Source organism: Henriciella mobilis (genome assembly GCF_003576315.1).
GTDB lineage: Bacteria > Pseudomonadota > Alphaproteobacteria > Caulobacterales > Hyphomonadaceae > Henriciella > Henriciella mobilis.
Genome location: NZ_QWFZ01000009.1, coordinates 16,728 through 42,754, shown reverse-complemented (window position 1 = coordinate 42,754; position 26,027 = coordinate 16,728). Strand labels below are relative to the sequence as shown.

The window sequence follows — 26,027 nt, the reverse complement described above, 5'->3', positions numbered from 1 at the left end:
CCGGCCCAGCGCCGGCAGGAAGAGAGTGTACCAGATTCGTGACCGGAACGTGACCGGCCCAGCAACTAGGCCTGACCGGAGACGGCGAGGACATCCTCGACCGTGCGAAGGCCCGGCTTCGGCGACGTGACGAGCACGGCCATGTTGCCGGGCAGGTGCTTGTTGTCGAGCATCTTCTCGTGCGCCGCCGGGATGTCCGCCCAGGGGAAGACTTCCGACATGCACGGGTCGATCCGCCGGTCGATGACCAGCTGGTTCGCCGCCGAGGCCTGCATGAGGTTGGCAAAGTGCGAGCCCTGCACGCGTTTCTGGCGCATCCAGAGGAAGCGGGCATCCATGGTCAGGTTGAAGCCTGTCGTGCCCGCGCAGATGACGACCATGCCGCCGCGCTTCACCACGAAGACGGAGACCGGGAAGGTGCTCTCGCCGGGGTGCTCGAAGACGATATCGACGTCTTTCTTGCCGGTGATGTCCCAGATGGCTTTGCCGAACTTGCGGGATTCGCGCATGTATTCGCCGAATTCCGGGCCGTTGACCTTGGGCAGCTGGCCCCAGCAATTAAAGTCCTTGCGGTTGATCACGCCCTTGGCGCCCATCGAGTAGACGAAATCGAACTTGTCATTGTCCGAAACGACGCCGATGGCGTGGGCGCCGGTGACCGCGCAGAGCTGCACGCCGAAGCTGCCGAGACCGCCGGACGCGCCCCAGACAAGCACGTTGTTGCCCGGCTTCACAATGTGCGGGCGGTGGCCGAACAGCATGCGGTAGGCGGTGGCGAGCGTCAGCGTGTAGCAGGCGCTCTCTTCCCAGGTGAGGTGTTTCGGACGCGGCATGCACTGGCGCGCCTGCACGCGGCAGAACTGCGCGAAGCTGCCATCCGGTGTCTCATAGCCCCAGATGCGCTGCGACGGGGAGAACATCGGGTCGCCGCCATTGCACTCCTCATCGTCGCCATCGTCCTGGTTACAGTGGATGACGACCTCGTCGCCCGGCTTCACGCGGGTGACCTTGCGGCCCACGGCCCAGACGATGCCAGACGCGTCGGACCCGGCGATGTGATACTCGGCCTTGTGGACGTCAAAGGGCGAAATCGGCTCGCCGAGGCCAGCCCAGATGCCGTTGTAATTGACGCCGGCGGCCATGACGAGGACCAGCACTTCGTCGGAATCGATCTCCGGGACCGGCACCTGCTCGATCTGCATGGCGGTCGACGGACGGCCATGGCGCTCGCGCCGGATCGCCCAGGCATGCATCAGTTTTGGAACATGGAACTCGGGCGGAATCTCGCCCAGTTCGTAAATATCTTTCTTCTCACGAGCGATTGTCGCGGTATTCATTCTCTCGGGCCTCCGATTTCAATTCATGTGCGCAAGATTGTTCCTCCTGCTTCACATGCCTCCAATTTGGCGAAACACTGACTAAATCATTGCAACAAGGCAAGACTTATTTGTTGCGGCGCAACATGGCGTGTAGGGGGATATGGGTATGGGGCCAAGTGAATGGATATACCTGAACGGGCGGATCTGTCGCGCGGAAGAGGCCGTGATATCGCCTTTCGACAGGGGGTTTCTCTTCGCGCATGCAGCATATGAAGTCACCGCCGTGTTCGATGGCAAGCTGATCGATTTCGAAGGACATGTTGCCCGTCTGCAACGCACCCTGACCGGGATCGACATCATCACAGACTGGTCCGACGAGCAGCTCGAATACATTCACAAGGAGCTCATCCGGCGCAATCGGCTGACGGAAGGCTTTGTCTACTTCCAGGTTTCGGGCGGCGCCTATGGCGCGCGTGACTTTGCCGGGCCGGAGACGCTCGTGCCGACGGTTTTCATGTTCTGCGAGGCGCGCCAGCTCATCGGTGAAAAGGCGCGCGACGGCGTTGCGGCCATTCTTGTCGAGGATCAGCGCTGGAAGCGGCGCGACTTCAAGACCACGCAGCTTGTCTCCCAGGCGCTGGCCTATCGCGATGCCGCCCGCGCCGGCGCGACCTCTGCCATCCTGTTCGAGGACGGTTATGTCACAGAGGCGGCCTCCGCCAATCTGTGGGTCGTCACCGCCGAGGGCACGCTGGTCACGCGCAATCTCGGCTACCAGATCCTGCCCGGCATCACCCGGCAGTCTGTGCTCGCGCGGCTCGCCGAAAGCGGTTTGGCTGTCGAGGAGCGCGCCGTCTCGCTGGATGAGATCCGCAATGCGCGGGAAATCTTCACGACAGCGGCGACATCAATGGTCCTGCCGGTGGTCTCGCTTGATGGGGCACCGGTGGGAACCGGCCAGCCCGGCCCCATTACGCGGCGTGTGCAGGCGCTCTATTACAGGGCTATCGGCGCCAATCTCGGCATGCACGCGCCCTGGGTTACCGAAGCCTCAGCCGGGCCGCACGGCTAAGCGCAACCGTATTTGCGATCTTCATGGAGAGGATCAGGGCCGCCAGGCAGACCGTGACCAGGTTGGCGACGATCACCGGCATGCTCTGGATCATCAGCCCGTAGACCAGCCAGCAGGTCACGCCGGCCGTGAACATGGCATACATGGTCAGCGACAGGCTGTCGGTATTGCGTGTGCGCAGGACCATGATGGCCTGCGGTAGGAAGGACAGCGTCGTCAGGATGGCGGCAATGGAGCCGATCGTGTCAGCCATGTTCGGAGGTCTCGATAAAGCCAGTGAGAGAGCCTTGTCTTCTACCTGAATCCGGCGCCTGCGTCACGGGAGACATCACGTGAAGATTGCATAGCAGCGATGAAACCGGGGTGACGTTCGGGGCAACTTGCCCTTGGGCAATGTTCAGGTCATGTTGCGCCGCAATAAAAGAAACGGAGGACGAGGCATGACCGAGAGGACCTATCAACACGATCCCGACAGGCCCTGGATATTCAGGACCTATGCCGGCCATTCGACCGCCGAGAAGTCGAATGCGCTGTATCGCAGCAACCTCGCGCGCGGGCAGACGGGCCTCTCGATCGCTTTCGACCTGCCGACCCAGACGGCCTTTGACAGTGACCACGTCCTCGCCAAGGGCGAGGTTGGCAAGGTCGGCGTGCCGGTCAGCCATCTCGGTGACATGCGGACCCTGTTCGACGGCCTGCCGCTGGAGGAGATGAACACCTCCATGACGATCAACGCCCCGGCGGCCTGGCTGCTGGCGCTCTATGTCGCGCTGGCCGATGAGCGCGGCGACGACCGCAAGAAGCTGCGCGGCACGACGCAGAACGACATCATCAAGGAATACCTCTCGCGCGGCACCTATGTCTTCCCGCCGGCGCCGAGCATGCGGCTTATCGCGGACATGGTGAGCTGGTGCTATACAGAAGTGCCGAAATGGAACCCGTTGAATGTCTGCTCCTATCACCTGCAGGAAGCCGGCGCGACGCCGCAGCAGGAGCTGGCCTATGCGCTGGCGACGGCCTGTGCGGTTCTGGATGCGGTCAAGGAGGGCAAGCAGGTTCCAGAAGAAGACTTTCCAACCGTCTTCGGCCGGATTTCCTTCTTCGTGAATGCGGGCGTGCGTTTCGTAACGGAACTTTGCAAGATGCGCGCCTTTGTCGACCTCTGGGAAGAGATCGGCCGGGAGCGCTATGGCGTCACCGACGACAAGGCGCTGCGTTTCCGCTATGGCGTGCAGGTCAACTCACTGGGGCTGACCGAGCAGCAGCCGGAGAACAATGTCTACCGCATCCTGCTCGAGGCGCTCGCCGTCACCCTGTCGAAGCGGGCGCGCTGCCGCGCGCTTCAGCTGCCGGCCTGGAACGAGGCGATGGGCCTGCCGCGCCCCTGGGACCAGCAATGGTCGCTGCGCCTGCAGCAGATCCTCGCCTACGAGACCGATCTTCTTGAATATGAAGACCTGTTCGATGGCAGCCATGTCGTCGACGCCAAGACCGAGGAGCTGAAGGCGGGCGCGCGCGCGGAGCTGTCGATGATCGACGGCAAGGGCGGCGCGGTCGCATCGGTCGAATACATGAAGGAAAGCCTGGTCGGCGCCCATGTCGAGCGCATCCGGGGCATCGAGAATGGCACGCAGACCGTGGTCGGCGTGAACCGCTACCTCGAATCCGCCGACAGCCCGCTCAGTGCCGGGGAGAAGACCATCGAAACCGTCGATCCGCTGGTCGAGGCCGAGCAGGTCCGCGCGCTGCGCGACTGGCGTTCGTCCCGCGACAACGCTGCCGCCGAGGCGGCCCTCGCCGCCCTGAAACGGGCTGCCGAGTCAGGCGAGAACATCATGGAGCCATCGATCGCTGCGGCGAAAGCCGGCGTCACGACCGGTGAATGGGGCGCGGCCCTGCGCGAGGTGTTCGGCGAGTATCGCGGCCCGACCGGCGTGGCGCTCACCGTCGATTCCCAGGGCGATGAGGATATCGAAGCGACGAAAAAGCGTGTCGAGGCCGTCTCGGAAGCCCTTGGCCGCCAGCTCACCTATGTCCTCGGCAAGCCGGGCCTCGATGGCCACTCCAATGGCGCCGAGCAGATCGCCAGCCGGGCGCGCGCCTGCGGCATGAGCGTGGTCTATGAAGGCATCCGCTTCACCCCGGCGGAGATCGTGGCCCAGGCAAAAGAGGCAGACGCGCATGTCGTCGGCCTCTCCATCCTGTCGGGCAGCCATCTCGATCTTGTCCGCGACACCATCGCCGAAATGCGCAAGGCGGGGCTGGACAACGTGCCGCTGGTCGTCGGCGGCATCATCCCGCCGGAGGATGAGCGCGCGCTGAAACAGATGGGTGTGCGCCGCGTCTACACGCCGAAGGACTTCATGATCACCGACATCATGGGCGATGTTGTCGATGTCGTCGAAGCAGCGTGGCTGGAGAAGGTGTGAGGGCTTAGGGCCCCACCCCGACTCCCCTGAGGGGGGGCTCACATCACCGTTCCTAAGCCAGCCCGTGGTTCGACGGCGCTCCCCATGCGGGCTACGCGATGTTTCACCTGAATGCGACACAACCCCGACTCCTCTGGGGAGGGTCGGGGTGGGGCCAGCGCCTCTGACTAAACCGGCACGTTCGCCCGCAGCATGTTGTAATAGTCGCGAACCTTGCGGACATAGCGCACCGGCTCGTAACCGCGGGCATAGCCGTGCCGGAGGGTTGAATAGAACTGCTTCTTCGAGAGCAGCGGCAGGACCTTTTCCAGATCGTCCCAGCTATTCTTGTCGAGGCCGCGCCGCTCGGCCAGACGCCGGGCGTCGTAGATATGGCCCATGCCGATATTGTAGGCGGCCAGCGCAAACCAGGTCCGGTCCTCGCCCTCGATGCCATCGGGCAGGCGGTCATACAGGCGCTGCAGGTAGCGCGCGCCGCCCTCCACGCTCTGGGCCGGATCGGTGCGGTCCTTCACGCCCAGTTCCTTCGCCGTCGGCAGGGTCAGCATCATGATGCCGCGTACGCCCGTCGGGCTGACGGCGTCCGGGTCCCAATGCGATTCCTGATAGGCCTGGGCGGCGAGCAGGTGCCAGTCGAAGGCGGTTTCCTGCGCGGCGGTTTCGAAATAGGTGCGGTATTCGGGCAGGCGGTCCTCGACGCGCTCGACGAAGCGCAGAACCTCGACATAGTCGAAATCATCGAGATGGCCGAACCAGCGCTCGTCCAGCGTTTCCAGGAAGCCGCTGGCGTGGGCCGCGCTGAACCAGGTCGACAGCGTCTCATCCATGCCGCCCAGCTTGCTGTTGTAGATCCAGCCGAGCGGCTGGTCCTGGCTGAGCGACATCGGCATGACAAGGCCGGGATGAAGGCGGCGTGCATATTCGGCGACATGGCTGTCGGCGATGGTGCAGTCGAGTTTGCTCTCGGCCACGTCAATCAGCATCGGCATGGCGGACCCTGCCTTGCGCTCGGTCCATTTGAGCTGCGGGTGGTCTTTCTTGAGCCGCGTCAGCGTTTCGACATAGGACGATCCGGCCAGCACGGTCAGGTTCACCTCCGACAGCGCGTCCAGCGTTGTCGGCGCTGGTCCGCCCTGATGGCAGACCACGCTTTCGCTGACATTCCTGTAGGCAGGGCCGAACTGCACCCGCTCGCCGCGCGCATCGGTGATGGTCAGGCCAGCGGCGCCAATGTGGCCCTGACCCTTCTCGATGGCGGTGAGCAGGGCGTCGATATCCTTCATCACGACATAGCGCGGGGTGACGCCCAATTGCTCGGCAAAGGCCTCCACCATGTCGACTTCATAGCCGAATCCGCCATCGCCGATGTCGCGGAAAGTGGTCGGCCCCTTCAGCGTGAGCACAACCAGCCGGCCGCCCTCGCGGACGCTTTCCACTGTCGTGGATCCTGTAACTATCGCAGCGTCCTGCGGCGAGCGGCACTGGGCCAGCCCTAGATATGCGAGGACAAGCGCACCGGCTGCGAGTCCGGTCCTGAAAGTCTTAGCCATACGTTAACAATGGGTCGTATTCGCAAATGTTCAATTAACAGAAACGTTCAGAAAGACGGCGGAAGTGCGGCTGAAACCCCTTGCATGCTGCATCGCACTCCCCGAAGACAGCGCCTGTGACAGTCAGGGGAATGGGCGATGTCTGACGTGCTTGAACTCGGTTGGGAAGAGTGGCTCGCGCTGCCGGCGCTGGGGCTTCCCGCGATCAAGGCAAAGGTGGATACGGGTGCGCGCACCTCGGCCCTGCATGCCGAAGTCATCGAGACATTCGGCACCCCGGACAGTCCCAAGGTCCGCTTCCTGATCCAGCCGGATCCGGACCGCCCGAAACTGGAAGTCATCTGCACGGCCCCGGTCGTCGACCGGCGCGACATTACCAGTTCGAACGGGCAGACCGAGCTTCGCTATGTCATCGCGACGGAAATGCAGATCGGGGGCGTGCGCCGCACGATCGAGATCACGCTGACCAATCGCGAGACCATGTCCTACCGCATGCTGCTCGGGCGATCGGCCTTTGGCGAGAATACGGTGGTCAGCCCGGACCGGTCCTTCCTGCAGCCAAAGCTCAGCTATGACCTCTACAAGGAAATCAAGCCGCCGAAGCCGTCGACGCGGCCGCTGCGTATCGCGCTGCTGACGCGCGAGCCGGACAATTATTCATCGAAGCGCCTGCTGGAAGCGGCCCGCGCGCGCGGGCATGTCATCGATGCGATCAACACGTCGCGCTGCTACATGAAGATCGAGGCACGGGCGCCGGAAGTCCATTATGACGGCAAGACGCTGCCCTTCTACGATGCTGTCATTCCGCGTATCGGCGCCTCGATGACAAGCTATGGCATGGCCGTGCTGCGCCAGTTCCAGGGCACGGGCGCCTGGTGCCTGAACCCGCCGGAAGCCATCGGCGCCTCGCGCGACAAGCTGCTGGCCCACCAGTTGCTGTCTCAGGCCGGGATCGCCATGCCGGTGACGGCCTTCGCCCATTCGCCGAAGGATACCAAGGACCTGGTCGGCCTGGCCGGCTCCGGCCCCGTGGTCCTGAAGCTGCTGGAATCGACGCAGGGGCGCGGCGTCGTCCTCGCCGAGACGAAGAAGGCCGCCGAGAGCCTGGTCGACGCGTTCCGCGGCCTCGATGCGAACTTCCTGGTGCAGGAATTCGTCAAGGAAGCCGCCGGCGCCGACGTGCGCTGCCTCGTCATCGGCGGGAGGGTCGTGGCGGCGATGAAGCGCCAGGCCCAGGATGGCGAGTTTCGCTCCAACCTCCATCGCGGCGGCAAGGCCACGGCGATCACCCTGTCGCCGGCCGAGAAGCGGACAGCCGTTGCCGCTGCCAAACGGCTCGGCCTCAACATTGCCGGTGTCGATATCCTGCAGTCGAACAAGGGCCCGGTCGTGCTCGAAGTGAATTCCTCCCCCGGCCTCGAGGGGATCGAGGCGGCGACCGAAACCGATGTCGCCGGAAAGGTCATCCGCTTGATCGAACAGCGCACCCGCACCCTCGGGCGCAAACGCTAGGCGCGGCGCCTAGGCTTCGTCTTCACGCGTGCCGAACAGCTTGCCGCGCTCTGTGATCAGGACGATCACCAGCGACGCGATCCCGAGCCCGACATAGCCTTCCAGGATCGGCACGACGGACCCATCAAAGCGGCTCGCCACCATCCAGCCGAAGAAACTCGCCACCGTCGTCGTCATGAAGCCGTAGGCGGCGCTGGCTGTTCCCGCGATCCGGCCGAGCGGCTCCATGCCCAAGGCGGAGAAGTTCGCGCCCATCATCCCGAAGCAGGCAAAGGTCAGGGCGAAGAGCGGATAGAAAATCTCCAGCCGCTCGCCCATCGTTGCCATCAGGACCGCATTGAGGATGGACAGCAGGATGAAGCCGATCAGCACCGTATGGCTGACGCGGCGCATGCCGAAACGTTCGACGATGCGCGAGTTCATGAAGTTCGAGACCGACAGCGCGCCGGCGATCCCGGCAAACCACAGCACGAAGGTGTCGGTCTTGTTGAACACTTCGCGGAACACCTGCTCGGAGGAGGCCACATAGGAAAACAGCGCGCCGAAGATGACGCCGCTGGCGCCCATGTATCCAATCGTGACGGGTGTGGTCACGACCCGCTTGTAGCCCCGGAAGGTCTGCGCGACGTTCAGGGGCTGGCGGTCTTCCGGCTTCAGCGTTTCCGGCAGGCGCAGCGCGATCCAGGTGCCGCAGCCGATGCCGGCCAGGCTCAGTATGCCGAATGTCCATTGCCAGGGCGCAAGCAGCATCACGCCCTGTCCGACGGCGGGGGCGAGGATCGGCACGATCATGAAGACCGTCATGACCAGCGACATGATGCGCGCCATCGCGCGGCCTTCCATGAGATCGCGCACGATCGACACCGCCACCACGCGGATGCCCGAAGCGGCGATGCCCTGCAGGAACCGCGTGAACAGGAGCAGGTCGAACGTCCAGGACAGCATGCAGGCGAAGCCCGCGATCGAGTAGGCCGCGATGCAGAACAGCGCCACTCCCTTGCGCCCGAACCGGTCCGAGATCGGGCCGAAGACGAGCTGCGGCGCACCGAAGCCGAGGACATAGGCGAAAATGACGAGCTGCTGGTCATTCTCGTGCTGGAGGGAGTAGGTCGTCGCAATGTTGTGAAGCGCCGGCAGCATCGTGTCGATCGCCAGCGCGTTCAGTGCCATCATGGCGGCGATCATGCCGACAAATTCCCAGAGCGGTAGCGGCAGCACGGGCCGGGCGACGGCTCCCCGGCGGGGCAAGTCTTGCGTTTTCAGCATGATCGCCCCCCGGTAACTGGATTTCAGACGAGCGCGTATCTGGGGCCATGGGGCAGAAACGGCAACGGGCGAAGCTGAATAAAATCCAGCTCCGCCCGTTTTCCGCGCACGACCCCTCACACAGCAATCAGTTATCGACACTGTTATTGCCTTTAGTTGCCGAAGCCCGCATCATCAAATTTGATGAAAGGGGGCAGGGTTTGTCACGTTTTTGCGTGGCAACGCTGATCCATTCCAGAAAACGGGTGAGTCCGGAGAACAACTCTGTGCACGGTACAAAGATTCCTGAAACAGATCGCGTAGTCGACGAAACCTATGCGACGACACTGAATCCGGAGCGCTACGAAGCGCTTCTGGCAGCCTGGTCCGATTACATCGACAATCTGCCCGAAACCGAGAGTGACGATGCTTTCCGGGCCGATCAGGTGAATGCCCACTTCCAGCGCGCGCTCGCCATCCTCGACCGGATGGGCCGCGTCGAGGCGCGCGATGAATCGGCCCGCATGATCGCCAGCCAGATGCCGGGCCCGGCCGTCATCCTGAAGCCCGATGGCGACGTTCTGAACTGCAATGAAGCCTGCATCGACCTGCTCGGCGGGCGGACGCCGGAGACGCTGGACGACCTGTCGCTGGATGCCGCCGCTGTGGCCAGGCTGCGCAGCTGGATGACCCCGAACACCGGTCCGTCCGAACGCGGGCCCTTCCTGCTGCTGCCTGCCGTCGTGGGCGGCGAGGCGGTCAATACGCGATTGCTCGCGACGCGGATCAGCCTCAGTGCGGGGCCCGGCACCTCGAGCGAGGATGCTGTGCTGCTTGCCGCGGTCGAGGTCCACCTGCACGCTGGCGTTGCTGACAAGCTGGCCGAAACATACGGCCTGTCATCGGCCGAACTCGACGTCGCCTTCCGCCTCGGGCGTGGCGAGACGCCTGAAACGATTGCAAGGGCGCGAAAGGCGAGCATGGCGACAGTCCGCAGCCAGATCCGCGCGGTGCTGGCCAAGCTGGACGTGGCGACGACCACCGATGCGGTGCGCATCCTGACCGGGTTCGGCGCGACGATGAATGCGGTCAGCGCCATTGCCCGCCAGTCGCCGGCGCGCCGCGACATCGACCGCTGGCTGTCGCAGCACACGATGACGCTGTCGGACGGGCGGCGCTTCGCCTGGCTGGAAATGGGTGACCCGGCTGGCCGCCCGGTCCTGTTCTTTCACAATATCTATTTTGCGCCGCGCTGGACCGAGCAGGCCATCGAGGCGCTGGCCCGGCAGGGCTGGCGGGTCATCGCGCCATCGCGGCCGGGCTTCGGCCTGTCGGAGCGCGTGGCCGCTGCAACGCCGGAACAGCGTATCGAAGCGACGGCCGATTCCTGCGAGCAGCTGCTGAACCGGCTGGAAATCCCGACCGTCCTCGTCGCAGCACATGCCAATGGCATGATCCACGCGCAGGACTTTGCCGCCCGCCGGCCGGAGCGCACCCGGGCCTTGCTGTCGATTGGCGGCGAGACAAGCTGGGAAGAGGGCATGGAAAGCGGAATGCCCTGGCACCACAGGATCATGGTCACGACGCTGCTGCGTGCGCCATCGGCCATCGGTTTCATTGCGCGCGCCACCGTCGCCTTTATCGATACCGGCCGGGAGGAGTTCGTGCTGAAGACGCTGCACCGGGATTCCCCGCTCGAACAGCGTATTGCGCGCCGTCCGGAAGTCCGGGACGTCCTCTTCGATGGGTTACGCCATACTGTCCAGCAGGGGGCGCACGGCCTGATCGCCGAGATCCGCCTGGCGCTGACCGACCGCCGCGACATTGCCCGGCGCGTGCGCTGCCCGTTCCGGATCATTCATGGGCTGAAGGACAATGTCTTCACGCCGGAGATGTTCAGGCTGTTTGCCGATACGGTGCCCAATGTGGAGCTGATCGAGATCCCCGATGCCGGCCAGTACCTGCTCTACAGCCACTGGCCGAATGTAATTTCCGAGATGGAGAAGATCTGGCGCGACTCCGAACCATTGGCGTCGGCGAAATCAAAAACCGGCGCCGGGCTCGCTTAGATAGGCCTGTTCCTCGCGCGTGGAGGGGCGGCGCAGAACGGCGTTGCGGTGCGGGAAACGCCCGAACCGTTCGATCACCTCAAGGTGCTTGCGGGCATAGTCGAGCGTTGTTTCGCAGAAATCCTTGAAGGCCGGCCGGGCCTCGCGGGCGAGTTCCTCGAACAGTTTCACCGACATTTTCTGGTCGTCCAGCGATTCGGAGTGTTCGAGCGGCAGATAGAAGAAGACCCGCTCGACCTCGCTCAGCTCCCGGTCTTCATTGAAGGCAAGGCCGGTCAGGGTGAGGTTTTTCGCCATCGGATCGTGGGTGAAGGAAAAACGATGGCCGCGAAAGATGTTCCGGCTGAACTGGTCCAGCACGATGATCGCGGCGAGCCGGCTGCGCGCCCCTTTCTTCGCCCAGGTCTTGGCCTCGCCTGCGGCGAGGTCGGCCAGCGTCGTGACGAAGGTGTCGGCGATGGTCCGGTCGGTCTCGAAGCTCTTCTGGAACCACAATTTCTGCTTGGTCTCAAGCACGGCCGGCTGGCTGGGATGGTCGCCGAGCCAGAAGTCGAGAACGGTTTCGGGAGTCACGGTCATGGCGGGACTATTCTACTTCTGCGGGTCTCTTGGCAACCAGCATATAGTTGACCTTGTCATCTGAGGACAGGCGCCATTGGCCGGTGACAGGATTGTAACTGATGCCCTGTGGAGGTTCCGGCAAAAGACCGGCCTCTTCCAGTGGCCCGGCGACTTCCTTCGGCGTCAGGAATTTCGAGAAGTCGTGCGTGCCGGGCGGCAGCCAGCGCAGGACATATTCCGCGCCGACAATGGCGAGGGCGAACGCCTTCGGTGTCCGGTTCAGCGTTGAGGCGATCATCAGGCCGCCGGGCCGGACCAGCGCGGCCGTGTCGCGCAGGAAGCCCGCCGGGTCGGCGACATGCTCGACGACTTCGAGGTTCAGGACGATGTTGAAGGGCGCGGTGCCATCTTCGAGCAGGGCCTCAGCCGTACCGACACGGTAATCGACGCTGACCCCGGCCTCCTCGGCATGGGTCATCGCGGTCTTGATGTTCTGCTCGCTGGCATCGACACCCGTGACATCGGCGCCGAGGCGGGCCATCGGCTCGCTGACAAGGCCGCCGCCGCAGCCAATGTCGAGGATGCGGATCCCTTTGAGGGGTTTGCGAGCGCGCTCATCGAGGCCGAAATGCAGGCAGGCCGTGTCGCGGATGAAGCCGAGCCGGACCGGGTTGAACTTGTGCAGCGGCGCGAATTTGCCCTTCGGGTCCCACCATTCGGCGGCCATGGCGGAAAATTTCGCCACTTCCTCCGGATCAATGCTGGGGGTTTGGGGCATATTTTGCCGGTTCTCTGCTATTTTTTCCATATCTTTAGCAAACCTGTTTGCGCAAACGCCGCGACCCGCTTAAAGAGGCGCGCGAATTCTCTGATGCTTTAAATGGGAAGGCTTGGCAGCGAGGCAATGCAGCGCACGGTCCTAAAATTCGGTGGAACATCGGTCGCAGACCTCGACCGCATCGCGCACGTGGCTGACATTGTCGCCTGGCGCGCGGAGCGGGGCGAGCATCTCGCCGTGATCGTTTCGGCCATGGCGGGCGAGACCAACAAGCTTGTTGGCTTTGCCCGCGGGGCCGCCGGCGAGACGGTGACTGGCCCCGATTTCGACGATGAATATGACGTCGTCGTCTCCTCCGGTGAACAGGTCACCAGCGGCCTTCTCGCCCTGGCGCTGCGCAAGCGCGGCCTGAAGGCGCGCAGCTGGCTCGGCTGGCAGCTGGCGATGAAAACCAGCGCCGCGCATGGCAGTGCCCGCATCATGGGGTTCGAGAATTCCGGCCTGCAGGATGCTGTCGACAGCGGCGAGATCGCCGTGATCGCCGGTTTCCAGGGCGTGACGGACGAAGGCCGCGTCTCAACGCTCGGCCGGGGCGGTTCGGATACGAGCGCGGTGGCCGTGGCCGCGGCGCTGGGCGCCGACAGCTGCGATATCTACACCGACGTCGACGGCGTCTACACGACCGATCCGCGGATCGTGCCGCAGGCGCGCCGGCTGGAAAAAGTCTCTTATGAAGAAATGCTCGAAATGGCTTCGCTGGGGGCAAAGGTCCTCCAGACGCGGTCTGTCGAAATGGCCATGAACCATCAGGTCAGGGTTCGTGTGCTCTCAAGCTTCGCCGCGCCCGGCGAGACCAATCAGGGCACCTATGTCTGCAGTGAGGATGAGATCGTGGAAAAGCAAGTCGTCAACGGGGTGACCTATTCACGCGACGAGGCGAAGGTGACGCTGTACGGGGTCGAAGACAAGCCCGGCGTTTCGGCGCGCATCTTCTCGATGCTGGCCGAGGCGGGCGTCAACGTTGACATGATCGTCCAGGCCAATGCCCGCGGGCCGGAGCGCGCCAACATGGTGTTCACCTGCACCAGCGGTGACAGCGCAAAAGCCGAGCAGCTCCTGCTCGCTCACAAGGCGGATATCGGTTTCGAGAGCCTCACCGTCTCGCGCGATGTGGCCAAGGTTTCGGTGATCGGTGTCGGCATGAAGAGCCATACCGGCGTTGCCGGCACGATGTTCGATGCGCTCTACAAGAAGGGCATCAATATCGACGTGATCTCGACCTCTGAAATCAAGATTTCGGTCCTGATCGATGCGGCCTATACGGAACTGGCCGTTCGCGCCCTTCACACCGCATTCGGGCTTGACGCCGTATAGGCTGACCGGCCAATTGCGGGCATCGAGCCATGCCCCAGTCCTTTTCCGTCCCCAGGCTCCTGATCAACCGTCTCCGCGAAGTGATGGCGGGCGACATGGAAGCCGATACGCGCCTGCAGAAGGTCGTGACCCTTATTGCGGGCACGATGGTTGCGGACGTGTGCTCGATCTACAAGCGCACCGAAAGCGACGAGCTGGAGCTCGTGGCCACCGAAGGCCTGAGTGTCAGCGCCGTCCACCAGACGCGCCTCGCGCTCGACGAGGGCCTTGTCGGCCAGATTGCGCTGTCGGGCGAACCGCTCTCGATCCAGGATGCGCCGCGTCATCCGGCCTTCTCCTACCGTCCGGAGACGGGCGAGGACCCGTATCACGCCTTTCTCGGTGTGCCGATCCTGCGCGGCGGCCGCGTAATCGGCGTCCTCACCGTGCAGAACCGGACCGAGCGGATCTATGAGGAAGACGAGATCGACAGCCTGCAGACCATCGCCATGGTGCTGGCGGAAGTGGTCGCTGCTGAAGCGCCGACCAGCGGGCCGGGTGCTGTCCAGCGCGAATCGCGGGCGGTCAATCTCAAGGGCCGGATCCTTTGCGACGGTCTCGGCATGGGCATGGCCAAGCTGCATGACCCGGTCGTCTCGCCGGCCCGCTATTTCACAGAGGACCCCGAAGCCGAAGTCAGCCGCCTGCGCCGGGCCCTGACAACGCTCAAGGAATCGCTCGACAAGATGCTGGCCAGCGATGTCAGCGCGATCTTCGGCGAGCCGCGTGAAGTGCTCGAGGCCTTCAAGATGCTCGCCAGCGATCCGGTCTGGGCGATGCGCCTGGAAGAGACCGTGAAGTCGGGCCTGTCGGCCGAGGCGGCGGTCGACCGCTCGCGGCGCGAGCACAAGGTCAAGCTCGAAAACGCGCATGATCCGTATCTGCGCGAGCGCCTGCACGACCTTGAAGACCTCGACAATCGTCTCCTGCGTATCCTTGCGGGGCATGATGGGGCCGCCAATGGCGGCAATGGCGAGGAGGCCGAGGCCCAGAGCGATGTCCTGATTGCCCGGCGTCTCGGCCCGGCCGAACTGCTCGAATACCGCGACTCCGGCCTCGCGGCGATCGTGCTCGAGGAAGTCGCCCCGACGAGCCATACGGCAATCGTTGCGCGCGCGCTCGGCATTCCGACCATCGGCGGCGTTGGCGCGCTCGGCGCCATCATCGCGCCCGGTGACCCGGTCATTGTCGATGCCGAACAGGGCACGCTGCATATCCGCCCGGATGAGGATTTGCTGGCCGCCTATGAGTCGCGGCGCCTGTTGCGCACAGAGCGTCAGGCGGCCTTCCAGGCGCTGCGTGAGCAGCCCTCGCGCACACGTGACGGCACCGATATTTCGCTGATGCTGAATGCGGGTCTCGCCATCGACCTCGATTCCATGGCCAAGACCGGCGCTGACGGGATCGGCCTGTTCCGGACCGAGTTCCAGTTCCTGGTTTCCGATACGCTGCCCAGGATCGACGCCCAGATCGCGCTCTATCGCAGCGTGCTCGACTTTGCCGGCTCGAAGCCGGTCCATTTCCGCACGCTCGACCTTGGCGGCGACAAGCTCCTGCCGAATGCGTCTGCGGACCTGGAAGAGAACCCGGCGCTCGGCTGGCGCTCGATCCGCTTTGCGCTGGATCGGCCGGGCCTGTTCCGCCGCCAGCTGCGGGCGCTCGTGCGCGCCGCCGATGGCGGGCCGCTCTCGGTCATGTTCCCGATGGTGACCATTGCCGAGGAGTTCTTCGAGGCTAAGGCGCTGCTGATGGACGAGATCGAATGGAGCCGGGCGCGTGGCCATCCGGAGCCGAGCGAGCTGCGCGTCGGCGCAATGCTGGAGGCGCCTGCCTTTGCCTACGGGCTGGACGATGTCGCCGGGGAGGTGGATTTCATCTCGGTCGGCACCAATGACCTTCTGCAATTCTTCAACGCGGCCGACCGCATGGTGCCGAGCGTGGCCGAACGCTACGACGTCGTCAGCCGGCCGGTCATGCGGTTCCTGGAATTCATCAGGAATGAATGCGAGCGTCTGGACATCCCGGTCTCGGTCTGCGGGGAAGTGGCCTCGCGGCCGGTCGAGGCGCTCTGCCTGATCGGGCTTGGCTATCGCAAGCTGTCGATGCCGGCGGCTGGTATAGGGCCGGTGAAACGCATGCTGCGGTCTGTCGATCTCAGCGCCTTCGAGCCGCGTTTCCGCGAAGCGCTTCACGCCTCGAACGGGACGTTCCGTAACGAAGTGTTAGCTTTGACAGCGTTACAGGAAATAGCAGTATCCGACAGCTGAATTCTGTCGTTTGGACTCTGCCAGACTGTGGTATGATCCCTGCAACATTTCAGCTGACAACAAACCCAAGGCCATTGGACGCCCAAGATGAGCGGCGACGAAGAACATAACCATGATCCGGAAACTGCAGCAGCGCCTGCAGACGGGCAGGGCATGTCCGATTTTGGCCTGATCGATTCCTTTACCGCTGGCGGACGCTTGCGGGCGGCGCGCGAGGCGCGAAACAAGACACTCGAAGACTTCGCCAAGGAGCTGAAGGTCAACCGGCGTGTCCTGGAAAGCCTCGAGCAGACGACCCAGCCCTCCGACTATGACATGCGGCGCACGCGCCTGCTGGCGAAGACCTATGCCAAGGCGCTCGGCATTGATGCCGAGCCGGTGCTGGCCGACTTCCCCATGGAAGAACAGCAGGCGCTGGCAACGGCCATTCCGAAGTCTTCGGTCACGGTCAGCGAGCGCAAGCGTGGCCGGTATCTCATTCCGGTCGCCGCGATTTCCGGCGCTGTTGTCGCGGTTGGCCTCTCCGTCATGGTGCTTTCGCCCGCCAAGATAGCGGATGTCCGCACGACGCCGTCAGTCGCTGAACGGGTCGTTGCCGTGAACACGGCGAAAGAGAGCCTGTTTGCCGAAAAGCCGCTGGCCGCGCGTCCCGACGAGGGGCTGGAAATGTCGATCGTCGCGATGAAGCCTGCCTGGATCGAAGTACGCGGCGCGGACGGCACCATCTTCCGCAGCCGCATGATGGCCAAGGGTGAAGCCTACTTCCCCCGCATCGGCGCTGGCTGGACCGTGACCGTCCAGGATGGCAGCGCCTTTGAATGGCGCGTCGAGGATGAGGCGGTCGGCCGCCTGTCCGAAGAGGCCCAGCCGATCTATTCGGCCAGCATCGATGAAGCCGCAGACCGGGCCGCCGAGCGCAAGAGCCCGGCCATGGCGGCCACGTCCAGCGCCCGCCCCGCGCGCTGATCCATTTGACCAAGGACAATAAAAAAGCCGGCTTCGCGATGAAGCCGGCCTTTTCAAGTCTGTGAGGACGCGCGGCGCCTAGCGGCGCTCGGTCAGCTCCTTGGCCTGCTCGGCCTGGCCGATCGCCTTGCCGAAATGGCCCTGATCGTCGCCGATGACCGGTGCGTCGCGGCAGTCGCTAGCGCAGTCATAGGTAAACTTCGCGCCGGCGCGGTTTACCGTGACAAGGTTCGCCGTATTGGCGGTCACCATGACGTCGGCGGAAACCAGAAGATTGTTCTCGGCATCGAAGACGAGGAGATTGGTGGTCCCGAACGATTTGCCGGTGAGCAGGATCAGTTGCGGATCGGCGACTGCGACATCTGCGATGTTCTGGTTGCCGACCACGACGCTCGCAGCGGGGCGCGACAGGCGAACGGGCTTCGTTGTGCCGCTTTCGACACTGTATTGCTGGGCAATCGCCGGAGCAGACATCAACAGGCCGGCGACGAGCACGCCGGAAGCTTTCGCGGCAAACGACATTTTTGGCCTCTCCTGTGGCTTTAGAAACGTGGCGTGAAGATAGCGGCCAGAAGGTTTCGCGATCCCTAACGCCTGAGCTGCCGTTTCCTGCTTTAAATATTTATAAGATGTTTCCGCGTTAAGTAAAAATCGCTCTATCCCGGGTCAATCCGGTGATTGGTTAACAGAATGCACTGCACTATTCATGAATTTTGTTAGCAGGTTTACTTGATATTCAGCGCTATTGGATACAACCGCACCTGTTCCGGGGAAACCAAATCAATCGGAACGTAACAAACTGTATGATGATGGAGTCTCCAAATGAAAAAGTTTGCACGTCTTTTCAAGAATGAGTCTGGTGCGACCGCTATCGAGTATGGCCTGATCGCTGCCCTGATCGCTGTTGCGATCATCGGCGCTGTTGGCGCTCTCGGCACGAACACCGCGACGACCTTCAACGACGTTGCTGGCGCCATCGCCGGCAACTAATAAAGGCTGACCTTCAGCCTAATGCCCTCACGGGTACATGATTCGAAGCCGCCGGACCCTTCCGGCGGCTTCAGTCGTTTTGGGGGTGCAAGCAAGTCTTCAGATTTGGCTGCTAGTCTCACCTTCAAGTATAGTTGAGTAGAGTGCCCGCATGTTGATCGCCGTCCTGTTCGGTTTCCTTTTCCTGACACTTTGCGTCTATGCCGCCCTGCGCGACATTGAATCCCTGACCATTACGAACGGGCTGAACGCCCTGATCGCCTTTCTTTTCATTCCCGCCGTGATCGTCGTTGCGCCGGGTTGGGACGTGGCGGGCGGTCACCTGGCCGCTGGCGGCATCGCCTTCGTGATATCGGTGATCCTGTTCATGGTCGGCGCGTTTGGCGGGGGAGACGCGAAAATGATCCCCGGCGTCATGCTTTGGCTCGGGCCGGAAGCGGCCATGCCCTTCGTGACCATCATGGCCGTAACGGGGGGTGGGCTGGCCGTAATCGTGATGCTGGCCCGCCGGCTGGTTCCGGTCACCGCAGCACCAGGCTTTGCGCGCGAGACACTCCTGCCGGGCAATGGCGTGCCTTATGGGGTCGCGATTGCCGCCGGTGCGCTGCTCTGCGCGCCCCTGTCGCCATTACTCCAGCCGATAAGCGAAATTTCCACCCTCGGAAGTTAACTATGCCTTAGGCTGTAAGTGCAAATCTGCGCCCTGGAATTCCCGGTTTCTCAACGCGCCGGGATGGAATCAGAGGGCCGGATTCATGTCTCCAATACGTCTGATCATCTTGCTGGTGGCCGCTGCTGCTGCTGTTGGCGCTGCCTTGCTGGTGCGAGACATGTCCAGCCAGCCTTCGCCGCAGACCAACACGGGCAAGCCGGTCGAAATTGTCCGCGAAGTCGAGGTTTCGTCGACCAAGGTCCTCGTTTCGCGAAGCGACAAACGCATCGGGTCGCTGCTGACGCCCGAAGATTTCCAGTGGTCCGACTGGCCGGAAAAAGCCGTACATGGCGGCTACTTCACCCAGGAAAGCGACCCGGGCGCCATTGAGCAGCTGTCCGGCAGCGTCGTGAAGACGGCCCTTCTCGCCGGCGAGCCGATTGTCCAGCAGAAAATCGTCAAGAAGGGCGAGACCGGCTTCATGGCCGCGCTGCTGCGCCCCGGCATGCGCGCCATCTCTGTCGAGATTTCGCCGGAGACCGCCTCGGCGGGCTTTATCCTGCCCGATGACCGCGTCGATGTGATCCTGACCTATGAAATCGAAGTGCTCACAGAGCGCGGCCCCACCGACACGACGCTGACGAAGACCGTGATCGAGAATGCGCGCGTCCTCGCCATTGACCAGATCTTTGGCGAGATGGACGGCGCGTCTGTTCTCACGGGCTCGACGGCCACTCTGGAGCTGGAGCCGCAGCAAGCTGAACTGCTCGCCCATTCGGGCCGGCTCGGCCGGATCTCGCTGGCCCTGCGCAGCGTCGCCGATGCCAATGAAAATGACGGGGCAACCATTGCGGCGACCGGGTTGCTGACCGGCGACTCTGGCGCCGGAAATCGCGTGAAAGTGTTCAAGAACGGCAGTGTGGGCGGGGGAAGCTGATGAGTCGCGTACGCCACGCAATCTCTTCGATTGGAGCAGGCTTGGCCTGCTTCCTTGCGATTCAACCGGCAGCCGCCCAGAACCTGATGGGCGTGTCCGTGATGGAGCCGGGTGAGACGAATGTCTCACAGACCATGAAGCTCGGCCTCAACAAGTCGACCGTTATCGAACTCGACCGGCCGGTCGCCGATGTCGTGATCACCAATCCCGCCATTGCCGACGCCGTCGTGCAGACCTCGCGCCGCCTGATCTTCCGCGGTGTCGAAGTAGGCGAGACCAATGCCTTCCTGTTCGACCGTGAGGGCAACCCGCTCCTCAACCTCGAAATCATCGTCGATGCCGACACAGCCTCGCTTGAGAAGCTGATCTCGCGCTATGTGCCGGACTCCCGCGTGAAGGTGGAGAGCCTTGGCGGCAACATCGTTGTCAGCGGCGAAGTCGACAATCTCATGCAGTCCGACCAGGTGATCCGCCTGGTGAAGGCCTATGCCGGCGACACAGGCGATCTTGAGCCGGTGAACATGCTGTCGGTGGCGGCCAAGGACCAGGTCATGCTGGAAGTCCGCATCGTCGAAATGCAGCGCAATATCGTCAAGCAGCTCGGCATCAACCTGTCGGGCGTGACGAATTTCGGCGACTTCGCCAACCTCGTCGAAAAGCAGCTGTTCGCAGACGTTGCCGGCGACGGGATCAGCGCGCCCGTCAATACAGGCAACACCACGCTTGCGCCCGGCCTTCCGTTCACGAACAATTTTGGCGTTTCCAGCGCCAATGGCTACAATGTCGCCGGCAGCTCGCTCGGCGGCCTGTCGACGACGGTTGGTTACACCAATTACAACGGGACCGACATCCAGTCCTCGGCGGCTGCGGCCATCGATGCGCTGGAGCGGATCGGTATCGTCCGTACGCTGGCAGAGCCCAATATCACCGCTGTTTCCGGTGAGGCGGCGAAGTTCCTGGCGGGCGGCGAGTTCCCGGTCCCGGTCGGGCAGGACAATAATGGCCGCATCGCGATTGAGTTCAAACCCTATGGTGTGGGCCTCGCCTTCACGCCGCTCGTGCTGTCGGAAGGGCGCATTTCGCTCAAGGTCTCGACCGAGGTTTCGGAGCTGACTAATCAGGGCGCCTTCCAGGGCCAGTCCGTGGCCGGCGTCAACGACCAGGGCAACATCATTACCGCGCAGACGCTGACCATCCCGGCCCTGACGGTGCGCCGCGCCGAGAGCACGGTCGAGCTGCCAAGCGGCGGGTCGATGATGCTGGCCGGCCTCATCCAGAGCCGCTCGCGCCAGTCTCTCGACCAGCTGCCCGGCCTGAAGAAGCTGCCGGTTCTCGGTGCGCTCTTCCAGTCGCGCGACTTCCTGAACGAGGAAACCGAACTGGTCGTGATGATTACGCCTTACCTGGTCGACCCGACACAGAAAGGGCGGCTCCGTACGCCTGCGGACGGTTTTGCCAATGCCTCCGACCCGCGCACGATCTTCTTCGGCAAGGTCAACGCGGTCTACGGCAAGGACGGCAAGGGGCTGACCGCCGAGAATTACAACGCGCCCGTTGGCTTCATCGAGGAGTAGGGGTTTATCATGCGTGCACTGAACAAGATTGTTGTGGCATGCGGGCTCGGATCCGCCATTCTCCTGGCGGGCTGCAGCTCGGTCGAGCCGAATGGCCCGGTCCCGGTCGAATACCTGTCCGGCACGACGCTGGACCGCCACCAGATCCGGGTGGCCGAACGGACCGCCTATCTCGAAGTCAAACTGAACGTGCTCGACAGCCATTTGCGGCTTGAGGAAAAGGCCAAGATCCAGGCCTTTGTCAGGGATTATATCAGCCGCGGCCACGGCCCGCTGATCATGTCGCTGCCAAAGAACCACGGCAATGAGGAACTCGCCGTGAAGGCGGTTGCCGAGGCGCGCGAGATCGCCTGGTCAGCCGGCGTCGACTACGAGGAAATCCGCGGCAGCGCCTACGATGCCGGCGGCAGCAACACCGCGCCGATTGTCCTGGCCTTCAAGGCCTATGATGCAATTGCGCCGGACTGCCCGCAGCGCTCGACCATCGATTTTTCGGACGCCACGTCGAACAACGACCTGCCAACGCTTGGCTGCTCGGTGCGCGCCAACATGGCCGCGATGATCGCTGATCCGGTGGACCTGCTTGGCCAGCGGCCGCTGGACGAGAGCGACCTTGCCCGCCGGACGGCCCAGCTTGAGCTTTACCGCAACGGTGAGTCGACCACGGCCGCCCGTGGCGAGTCTGAATCCGGCGCCGTCTCGACGGCAGTGAACTAGTACGGAGTGTTTTTAGGGATACGCCGATGAGCAACGAAAACGCACTTTTCGACGAGGAATTCGGCCTCGACTTCGACGACACCGGCGAAGACAGCGCCGATCCGGGGCTGATCGACCAGCTCACCGGCCCGGTCGATGCGCCGTACAAGGATGTCGAGCCCGGCGAAGTCGTCGTCCCGCCAATGGATGCCTATCAGGGCGGCGACCGGGCGATTCCGGCGATTGCAGCCCTGGCCTTCTTCGAAACCGACGAGACTCGCCAGACGATTGAACGGGTGGCGAATGACCGGCGCATGATCAATGCGACGCTGGACGCCTATCCCGGCGGGATTCCGGCCGCGATCGAGCACCTCGCGCAAAATCCGACGCCGAACCTGCTGATCGTCGAGTCGTCTGCGCATGCCGCGAAGATGATCCAGCAGATCGACGAACTTGCCGGCCATTGCGATGAAGGCGTGCAGGTCATGGTCATCGGTGCGACCAATGACATCGCCCTCTACCGCCAGCTCGTTGCGCGCGGTGTCAGCGAATATCTCGTCCCGCCGATCGAGCCGGTGCAGCTGGTCCGGTCGATTTCCAACCTGTTCTCCGACCCGGATGCGCCGTTTGTCGGCAAGTCGATCTCCGTCATCGGCGCCAAGGGCGGCGTCGGCGCCTCGACGATTGCACACAATCTGGCCTGGGCGCTGGCTGAGAATGCGATGGTGAACACCTCGCTGGTCGACCTCGACCTCTCCTTCGGTACGACCTCGCTCGACTTCAATCACGAGACCCAGCAGACCGTCGCCGACGCGCTGCTCTCGCCGGACCGGACCGATGATGCGGTGATTTCGCGCCTGCTCGCCAAAGCGACCGACCGGCTGTCCCTGTTCACCGCGCCGGCCAGCGTGAACCAGCTCATGGACATCGATCCGAGTTCCTATTCGATGGTGATCGAGGGCGTTCGCCGCCTGATGCCGTTTGTCGTGCTGGACCTGCCGCATGGCTGGAATGAGTGGATCTACAATACGCTGGTGACCTCCGACGAGGTGATCCTTGTCTGCCAGCCCGATCTCGCCTCCCTGCGCAACGGCAAGAACATGGTCGACCAGCTGAAGGCGCAGCGGCCGAACGACAATCCCCCGCGCCTGATCCTCAACATGGCCGGCGTGCCCAAGCGTCCGGAAATTCCGGTCAAGGACTTTGCCGCCGCCATCGAGGTCGAGCCGGACATCATCCTGCCCTTCGACCCGCAGCTGTTTGGCACCGCGTCGAACAAGGGCCAGATGATCTCGGAGACCGATCCGCAGGCCAAGCCCTCGCAGGCCATCGACCATCTCGCCTCGCTGCTGTCCGGCCGTGAGACGCAGCAGCCCAAGAAATCCCTCCTGAAGAAACTTCTCGGAAAGTAAGGCCCGTTAGGGAATCCACATGTCCTTTGGCAAACGTTCAGCAACCGTGACCCAGCCCGCTCCGGCGGCGCGACCGGCTGCACCTGCTGCCAACCGCCCTGCTGCGCCGGCCAAGCCCGCACCAGCGGCGCCGGCCGCTGCCAAGAAGCCGCCCTTGCCGGGTGGCCAGAAACCGGGCGGTCAGAAGCCGGCTGGCGGGAGCAAGCCTGTTACGCTGAAGCCGCCGCCGGACATGAAGACGGAGAAGGTTCACAAGGTCGATACGCGCTCGGAAGAGTATTACGCGACAAAGACGACCATCTTCAACGCCCTGATCGACACGATCGACCTCGGCCAGCTGGCCCAGCTCGACGCCGAGAGCGCGCGCGAGGAAATTCGCGACATCGTTGTCGAGATCATCAGCATCAAGAATGTCGTGATGTCGATTTCCGAGCAGGAACACCTGCTCGACGATATCTGTAACGACGTGCTCGGCTACGGTCCGCTGGAGCCGCTGCTCGCCCGCGACGACATCGCCGATATCATGGTCAATGGTGCCGACACCACCTACATCGAAGTCAACGGCAAGATCGAGCGCACGAACATCCGCTTCCGCGACAATGCGCAGCTGATGAACATCTGTCAGCGGATCGTCTCGCAGGTCGGCCGCCGCGTCGATGAAAGCTCGCCCATCTGTGACGCGCGCCTGCTGGACGGCTCGCGTGTGAACGTCATCGCCCCGCCGCTCGCGATTGACGGGCCGACGCTCACCATTCGTAAGTTCAAGAAGGACAAGCTGCGCCTCAAGGACCTCGTGAATTTCGGGTCCATCTCCGAGCCTGGCGCAGAAATCCTGCGTATCATCGGCCATTCGCGCTGCAACGTCCTGATTTCCGGCGGTACCGGCTCGGGTAAGACGACGCTGCTCAACTGCCTGACCGGCTTCATCGATCCGACAGAGCGCGTCATCACCTGCGAAGACTCCGCCGAACTCCAGCTGCAGCAGCCGCACGTGGTGCGCCTTGAGACGCGCCCGCCGAACATTGAAGGCTCGGGCGAGATCTCCATGCGCGACCTGGTCAAGAACTGCCTGCGGATGCGTCCTGAACGGATCATCGTCGGCGAGGTCCGTGGTCCGGAGGCGTTCGACCTCCTGCAGGCCATGAACACCGGTCACGACGGCTCGATGGGCACGCTGCACGCCAACACGCCGCGCGAAGCGCTCAGCCGGGTCGAATCCATGATCACCATGGGCGGCTTCTCGCTGCCTGCGAAAACCATCCGTGAAATGATTGTCGGCTCGATCGATGTCGTGGTCCAGGCCTCGCGCCTTCGTGACGGTTCGCGCCGGATCATGCAGATCACCGAGGTCATGGGCCTGGAAGGTGACACGATCATCCTGCAGGACGTGCTGAAATACGAAATGGAAGGCGAGGACGAGAACGGCAAGGTGCTCGGCCGCCACCGGGGTACCGGCATTGGCCGCCCGCGCTTCTGGGAGCGCGCAGCCTATTTCGGCCTCGAGAAGGACCTCGCCAAAGCCATCGATTCGCTGGACTAGGAGCGGCGCGATGGATGGGAACCTCATGATCTACGTCGTCGGCGGGCTGGCTTTCCTGGCCCTGGCCGGGCTCGGCCTGGCCCTGACCGGCGATGAAGGCGGGGCGGCCTCGAAGCGCGCAAAGCAGATCAAGGAAGGCCGCAAGGGCAATGGGCGCGGCGGCGGCGCTGAACAGGATGTCAATTCCCAGCGCCGGCGTCAGACACAGCAGATGCTCAAGAAGCTGCGCCAGCAGGACGAGGCGCGCCGCAAATCGCTGATGCCGCAGGATATCCGCGCCAAGCTTGTCCAGGCCGGCCTCGACGTGAAGCCGGAGATGTTCTGGATCTTCTCCGCCGTGCTGGGCCTGTTGCTCGCCGCGCTGACCTTCCTGTCCGGGGCCGAAGGCCCGCCGCCGGTTGCCGGTTTCGAAATCAAGTCGCGCCCGGCCATGGTCATCGCGGCCGGTTTTGCCGGCTTCCTCGGTGTCCCGCGCTGGCTGCTCGGCTTCATGACCCAGATGCGCCACAAGAAGATGACCGCGCAGTTTGCCGACGCCATCGACATCATTGTTCGCGGTGTGAAATCAGGTCTTCCGCTTACGGAGTGTCTGCGCATCATCGCCGCCGAAAGCCCGGCCCCGCTCGGCACCGAGTTCAAGAACCTGACCGACAATATCCAGATGGGCATGACCACGGATCGTGCCCTGCAGCAATTCTACAAGCGCGTGCCGCTGCCGGAAGTGAACTTCTTCGTCATTGTGCTGACGATCCAGTCCAAGTCCGGCGGTAACCTGTCTGAAGCCCTCGGCAACCTCTCGGCGGTGATCCGCCAGCGCAAGATGATGCGCGAGAAGATCAAGGCGATGTCCTCGGAAGCCAAGGCATCGGCCGGCATCATCGCCTCGCTGCCTTTCGCGGTCGGCTTCATGGTCTACCTGACGACACCGAGCTACATCATGGAGCTCTTCCTCAAGCCGACCGGCCACATGATCCTGTTCATGGGCGCGGGCCTCATGTTCACCGGCGTGACCGTCATGCGCCGCATGATCAACTTCGATATCTAG

Annotated in this window: 22 protein-coding genes; 15 read left to right on the top strand and 7 right to left on the bottom strand. The window is 63.3% G+C overall.

The window, feature by feature from the left end; all coding sequences use genetic code 11:
* Positions 1–65: 65 nt before the first annotated feature.
* Positions 66–1,337 (bottom strand): crotonyl-CoA carboxylase/reductase, encoded by a 1,272-nt coding sequence (gene ccrA, locus D1227_RS07015; RefSeq protein ID WP_119404349.1) that lies wholly within the window; start codon positions 1,335–1,337, stop codon positions 66–68.
* Between the two features lie 148 nt (positions 1,338–1,485).
* On the opposite strand from ccrA, the gene D1227_RS07010 reads away from it, so the two are divergent.
* Positions 1,486–2,391, top strand: coding sequence for an aminotransferase class IV (locus tag D1227_RS07010; protein ID WP_119404348.1), 906 nt, complete (start codon positions 1,486–1,488; stop codon positions 2,389–2,391).
* Here D1227_RS07010 and D1227_RS07005 read toward each other — a convergent pair.
* Entirely contained in the window at positions 2,360–2,644 is a 285-nt protein-coding gene (locus tag D1227_RS07005; RefSeq protein ID WP_119374462.1) for a SemiSWEET transporter, read from the bottom strand. The two genes, D1227_RS07010 and D1227_RS07005, sit on opposite strands and share 32 nt — an antisense overlap.
* Before the next feature lie 187 nt (positions 2,645–2,831).
* On the opposite strand from D1227_RS07005, the gene D1227_RS07000 reads away from it, so the two are divergent.
* Entirely contained in the window at positions 2,832–4,820 is a 1,989-nt protein-coding gene (locus tag D1227_RS07000) for a protein meaA (RefSeq protein ID WP_119404347.1), read from the top strand.
* A gap of 167 nt (positions 4,821–4,987) precedes the next feature.
* Here D1227_RS07000 and mltF read toward each other — a convergent pair whose 3' ends face one another.
* Positions 4,988–6,370 (bottom strand): membrane-bound lytic murein transglycosylase MltF, encoded by a 1,383-nt coding sequence (gene mltF / locus D1227_RS06995; RefSeq protein ID WP_119404346.1) that lies wholly within the window; start codon positions 6,368–6,370, stop codon positions 4,988–4,990.
* A 138-nt stretch (positions 6,371–6,508) separates the two neighbouring features.
* Between mltF and rimK the strand changes: the two genes are divergently transcribed.
* The gene (gene rimK / locus D1227_RS06990; RefSeq protein ID WP_119404345.1) at positions 6,509–7,882 is read left to right on the top strand and encodes a 30S ribosomal protein S6--L-glutamate ligase; all 1,374 of its coding nucleotides are present in this window, start codon (positions 6,509–6,511) and stop codon (positions 7,880–7,882) included.
* A gap of 9 nt (positions 7,883–7,891) precedes the next feature.
* Here the strand turns inward: rimK and D1227_RS06985 are convergent, their stop codons facing one another.
* The gene (locus D1227_RS06985) at positions 7,892–9,148 is read right to left on the bottom strand and encodes a multidrug effflux MFS transporter (protein ID WP_233349644.1); all 1,257 of its coding nucleotides are present in this window, start codon (positions 9,146–9,148) and stop codon (positions 7,892–7,894) included.
* A 266-nt stretch (positions 9,149–9,414) separates the two neighbouring features.
* Here D1227_RS06985 and D1227_RS06980 point away from each other — a divergent pair, with 266 nt between their 5' ends.
* Complete coding sequence (locus D1227_RS06980; protein WP_158586592.1) at positions 9,415–11,196, top strand: bifunctional helix-turn-helix transcriptional regulator/alpha/beta hydrolase; 1,782 nt, start codon at positions 9,415–9,417, stop codon at positions 11,194–11,196.
* On the opposite strand, the gene D1227_RS06975 is transcribed toward D1227_RS06980, so the two are convergent.
* Both D1227_RS06975 and ubiG read right to left on the bottom strand, forming a co-directional pair.
* Entirely contained in the window at positions 11,170–11,775 is a 606-nt protein-coding gene (locus D1227_RS06975) for a DUF924 family protein (protein ID WP_119404343.1), read from the bottom strand. The two genes, D1227_RS06980 and D1227_RS06975, sit on opposite strands and share 27 nt — an antisense overlap.
* A gap of 7 nt (positions 11,776–11,782) precedes the next feature.
* A complete protein-coding gene (ubiG, locus tag D1227_RS06970) occupies positions 11,783–12,535 on the bottom strand; it encodes a bifunctional 2-polyprenyl-6-hydroxyphenol methylase/3-demethylubiquinol 3-O-methyltransferase UbiG (protein ID WP_233349642.1) in 753 nt (250 codons plus the stop codon).
* A 126-nt stretch (positions 12,536–12,661) separates the two neighbouring features.
* Here ubiG and D1227_RS06965 point away from each other — a divergent pair, with 126 nt between their 5' ends.
* From D1227_RS06965 to D1227_RS06955, 3 genes are all read left to right on the top strand, one after another.
* Positions 12,662–13,909 carry an aspartate kinase gene (locus D1227_RS06965; protein WP_119374470.1) on the top strand — a complete coding sequence of 416 codons (1,248 nt, stop codon included), beginning with the start codon at positions 12,662–12,664 and terminating at the stop codon, positions 13,907–13,909.
* 29 nt (positions 13,910–13,938) lie between these two features.
* Positions 13,939–16,215, top strand: coding sequence for a phosphoenolpyruvate--protein phosphotransferase (gene ptsP / locus D1227_RS06960; RefSeq protein ID WP_119404341.1), 2,277 nt, complete (start codon positions 13,939–13,941; stop codon positions 16,213–16,215).
* An 87-nt stretch (positions 16,216–16,302) separates the two neighbouring features.
* A complete protein-coding gene (locus tag D1227_RS06955; RefSeq protein ID WP_119404340.1) occupies positions 16,303–17,181 on the top strand; it encodes a helix-turn-helix domain-containing protein in 879 nt (292 codons plus the stop codon).
* A 78-nt stretch (positions 17,182–17,259) separates the two neighbouring features.
* Here D1227_RS06955 and D1227_RS06950 read toward each other — a convergent pair whose 3' ends face one another.
* Positions 17,260–17,703, bottom strand: a complete 444-nt coding sequence (locus D1227_RS06950; RefSeq protein WP_119404339.1) for a pilus assembly protein N-terminal domain-containing protein — start codon at positions 17,701–17,703, stop codon at positions 17,260–17,262.
* 300 nt (positions 17,704–18,003) lie between these two features.
* Between D1227_RS06950 and D1227_RS06945 the strand changes: the two genes are divergently transcribed.
* The 8 genes from D1227_RS06945 to D1227_RS06910 all read left to right on the top strand — a co-directional run bounded on the left by D1227_RS06945 (position 18,004) and on the right by D1227_RS06910 (position 26,027).
* Positions 18,004–18,171, top strand: coding sequence for a Flp family type IVb pilin (locus D1227_RS06945; protein ID WP_119374474.1), 168 nt, complete (start codon positions 18,004–18,006; stop codon positions 18,169–18,171).
* Positions 18,172–18,322: 151 nt separating this feature from the next.
* On the top strand, positions 18,323–18,841 hold the full coding sequence (locus D1227_RS06940) for an A24 family peptidase (RefSeq protein ID WP_119374475.1): 519 nt from the start codon (positions 18,323–18,325) through the stop codon (positions 18,839–18,841).
* An 85-nt stretch (positions 18,842–18,926) separates the two neighbouring features.
* Positions 18,927–19,760, top strand: coding sequence for a Flp pilus assembly protein CpaB (gene cpaB, locus D1227_RS06935; RefSeq protein WP_119374476.1), 834 nt, complete (start codon positions 18,927–18,929; stop codon positions 19,758–19,760).
* Entirely contained in the window at positions 19,760–21,334 is a 1,575-nt protein-coding gene (locus tag D1227_RS06930) for a type II and III secretion system protein family protein (RefSeq protein WP_119374477.1), read from the top strand. The genes cpaB and D1227_RS06930 overlap by 1 nt, the downstream gene beginning before the upstream one ends.
* A gap of 9 nt (positions 21,335–21,343) precedes the next feature.
* Complete coding sequence (locus tag D1227_RS06925) at positions 21,344–22,051, top strand: CpaD family pilus assembly protein (protein WP_119404338.1); 708 nt, start codon at positions 21,344–21,346, stop codon at positions 22,049–22,051.
* A 26-nt stretch (positions 22,052–22,077) separates the two neighbouring features.
* Positions 22,078–23,442, top strand: coding sequence for an AAA family ATPase (locus D1227_RS06920; protein ID WP_119374479.1), 1,365 nt, complete (start codon positions 22,078–22,080; stop codon positions 23,440–23,442).
* A gap of 19 nt (positions 23,443–23,461) precedes the next feature.
* Entirely contained in the window at positions 23,462–24,982 is a 1,521-nt protein-coding gene (locus tag D1227_RS06915) for a CpaF family protein (RefSeq protein WP_119404337.1), read from the top strand.
* A 10-nt stretch (positions 24,983–24,992) separates the two neighbouring features.
* On the top strand, positions 24,993–26,027 hold the full coding sequence (locus D1227_RS06910) for a type II secretion system F family protein (RefSeq protein WP_119374480.1): 1,035 nt from the start codon (positions 24,993–24,995) through the stop codon (positions 26,025–26,027).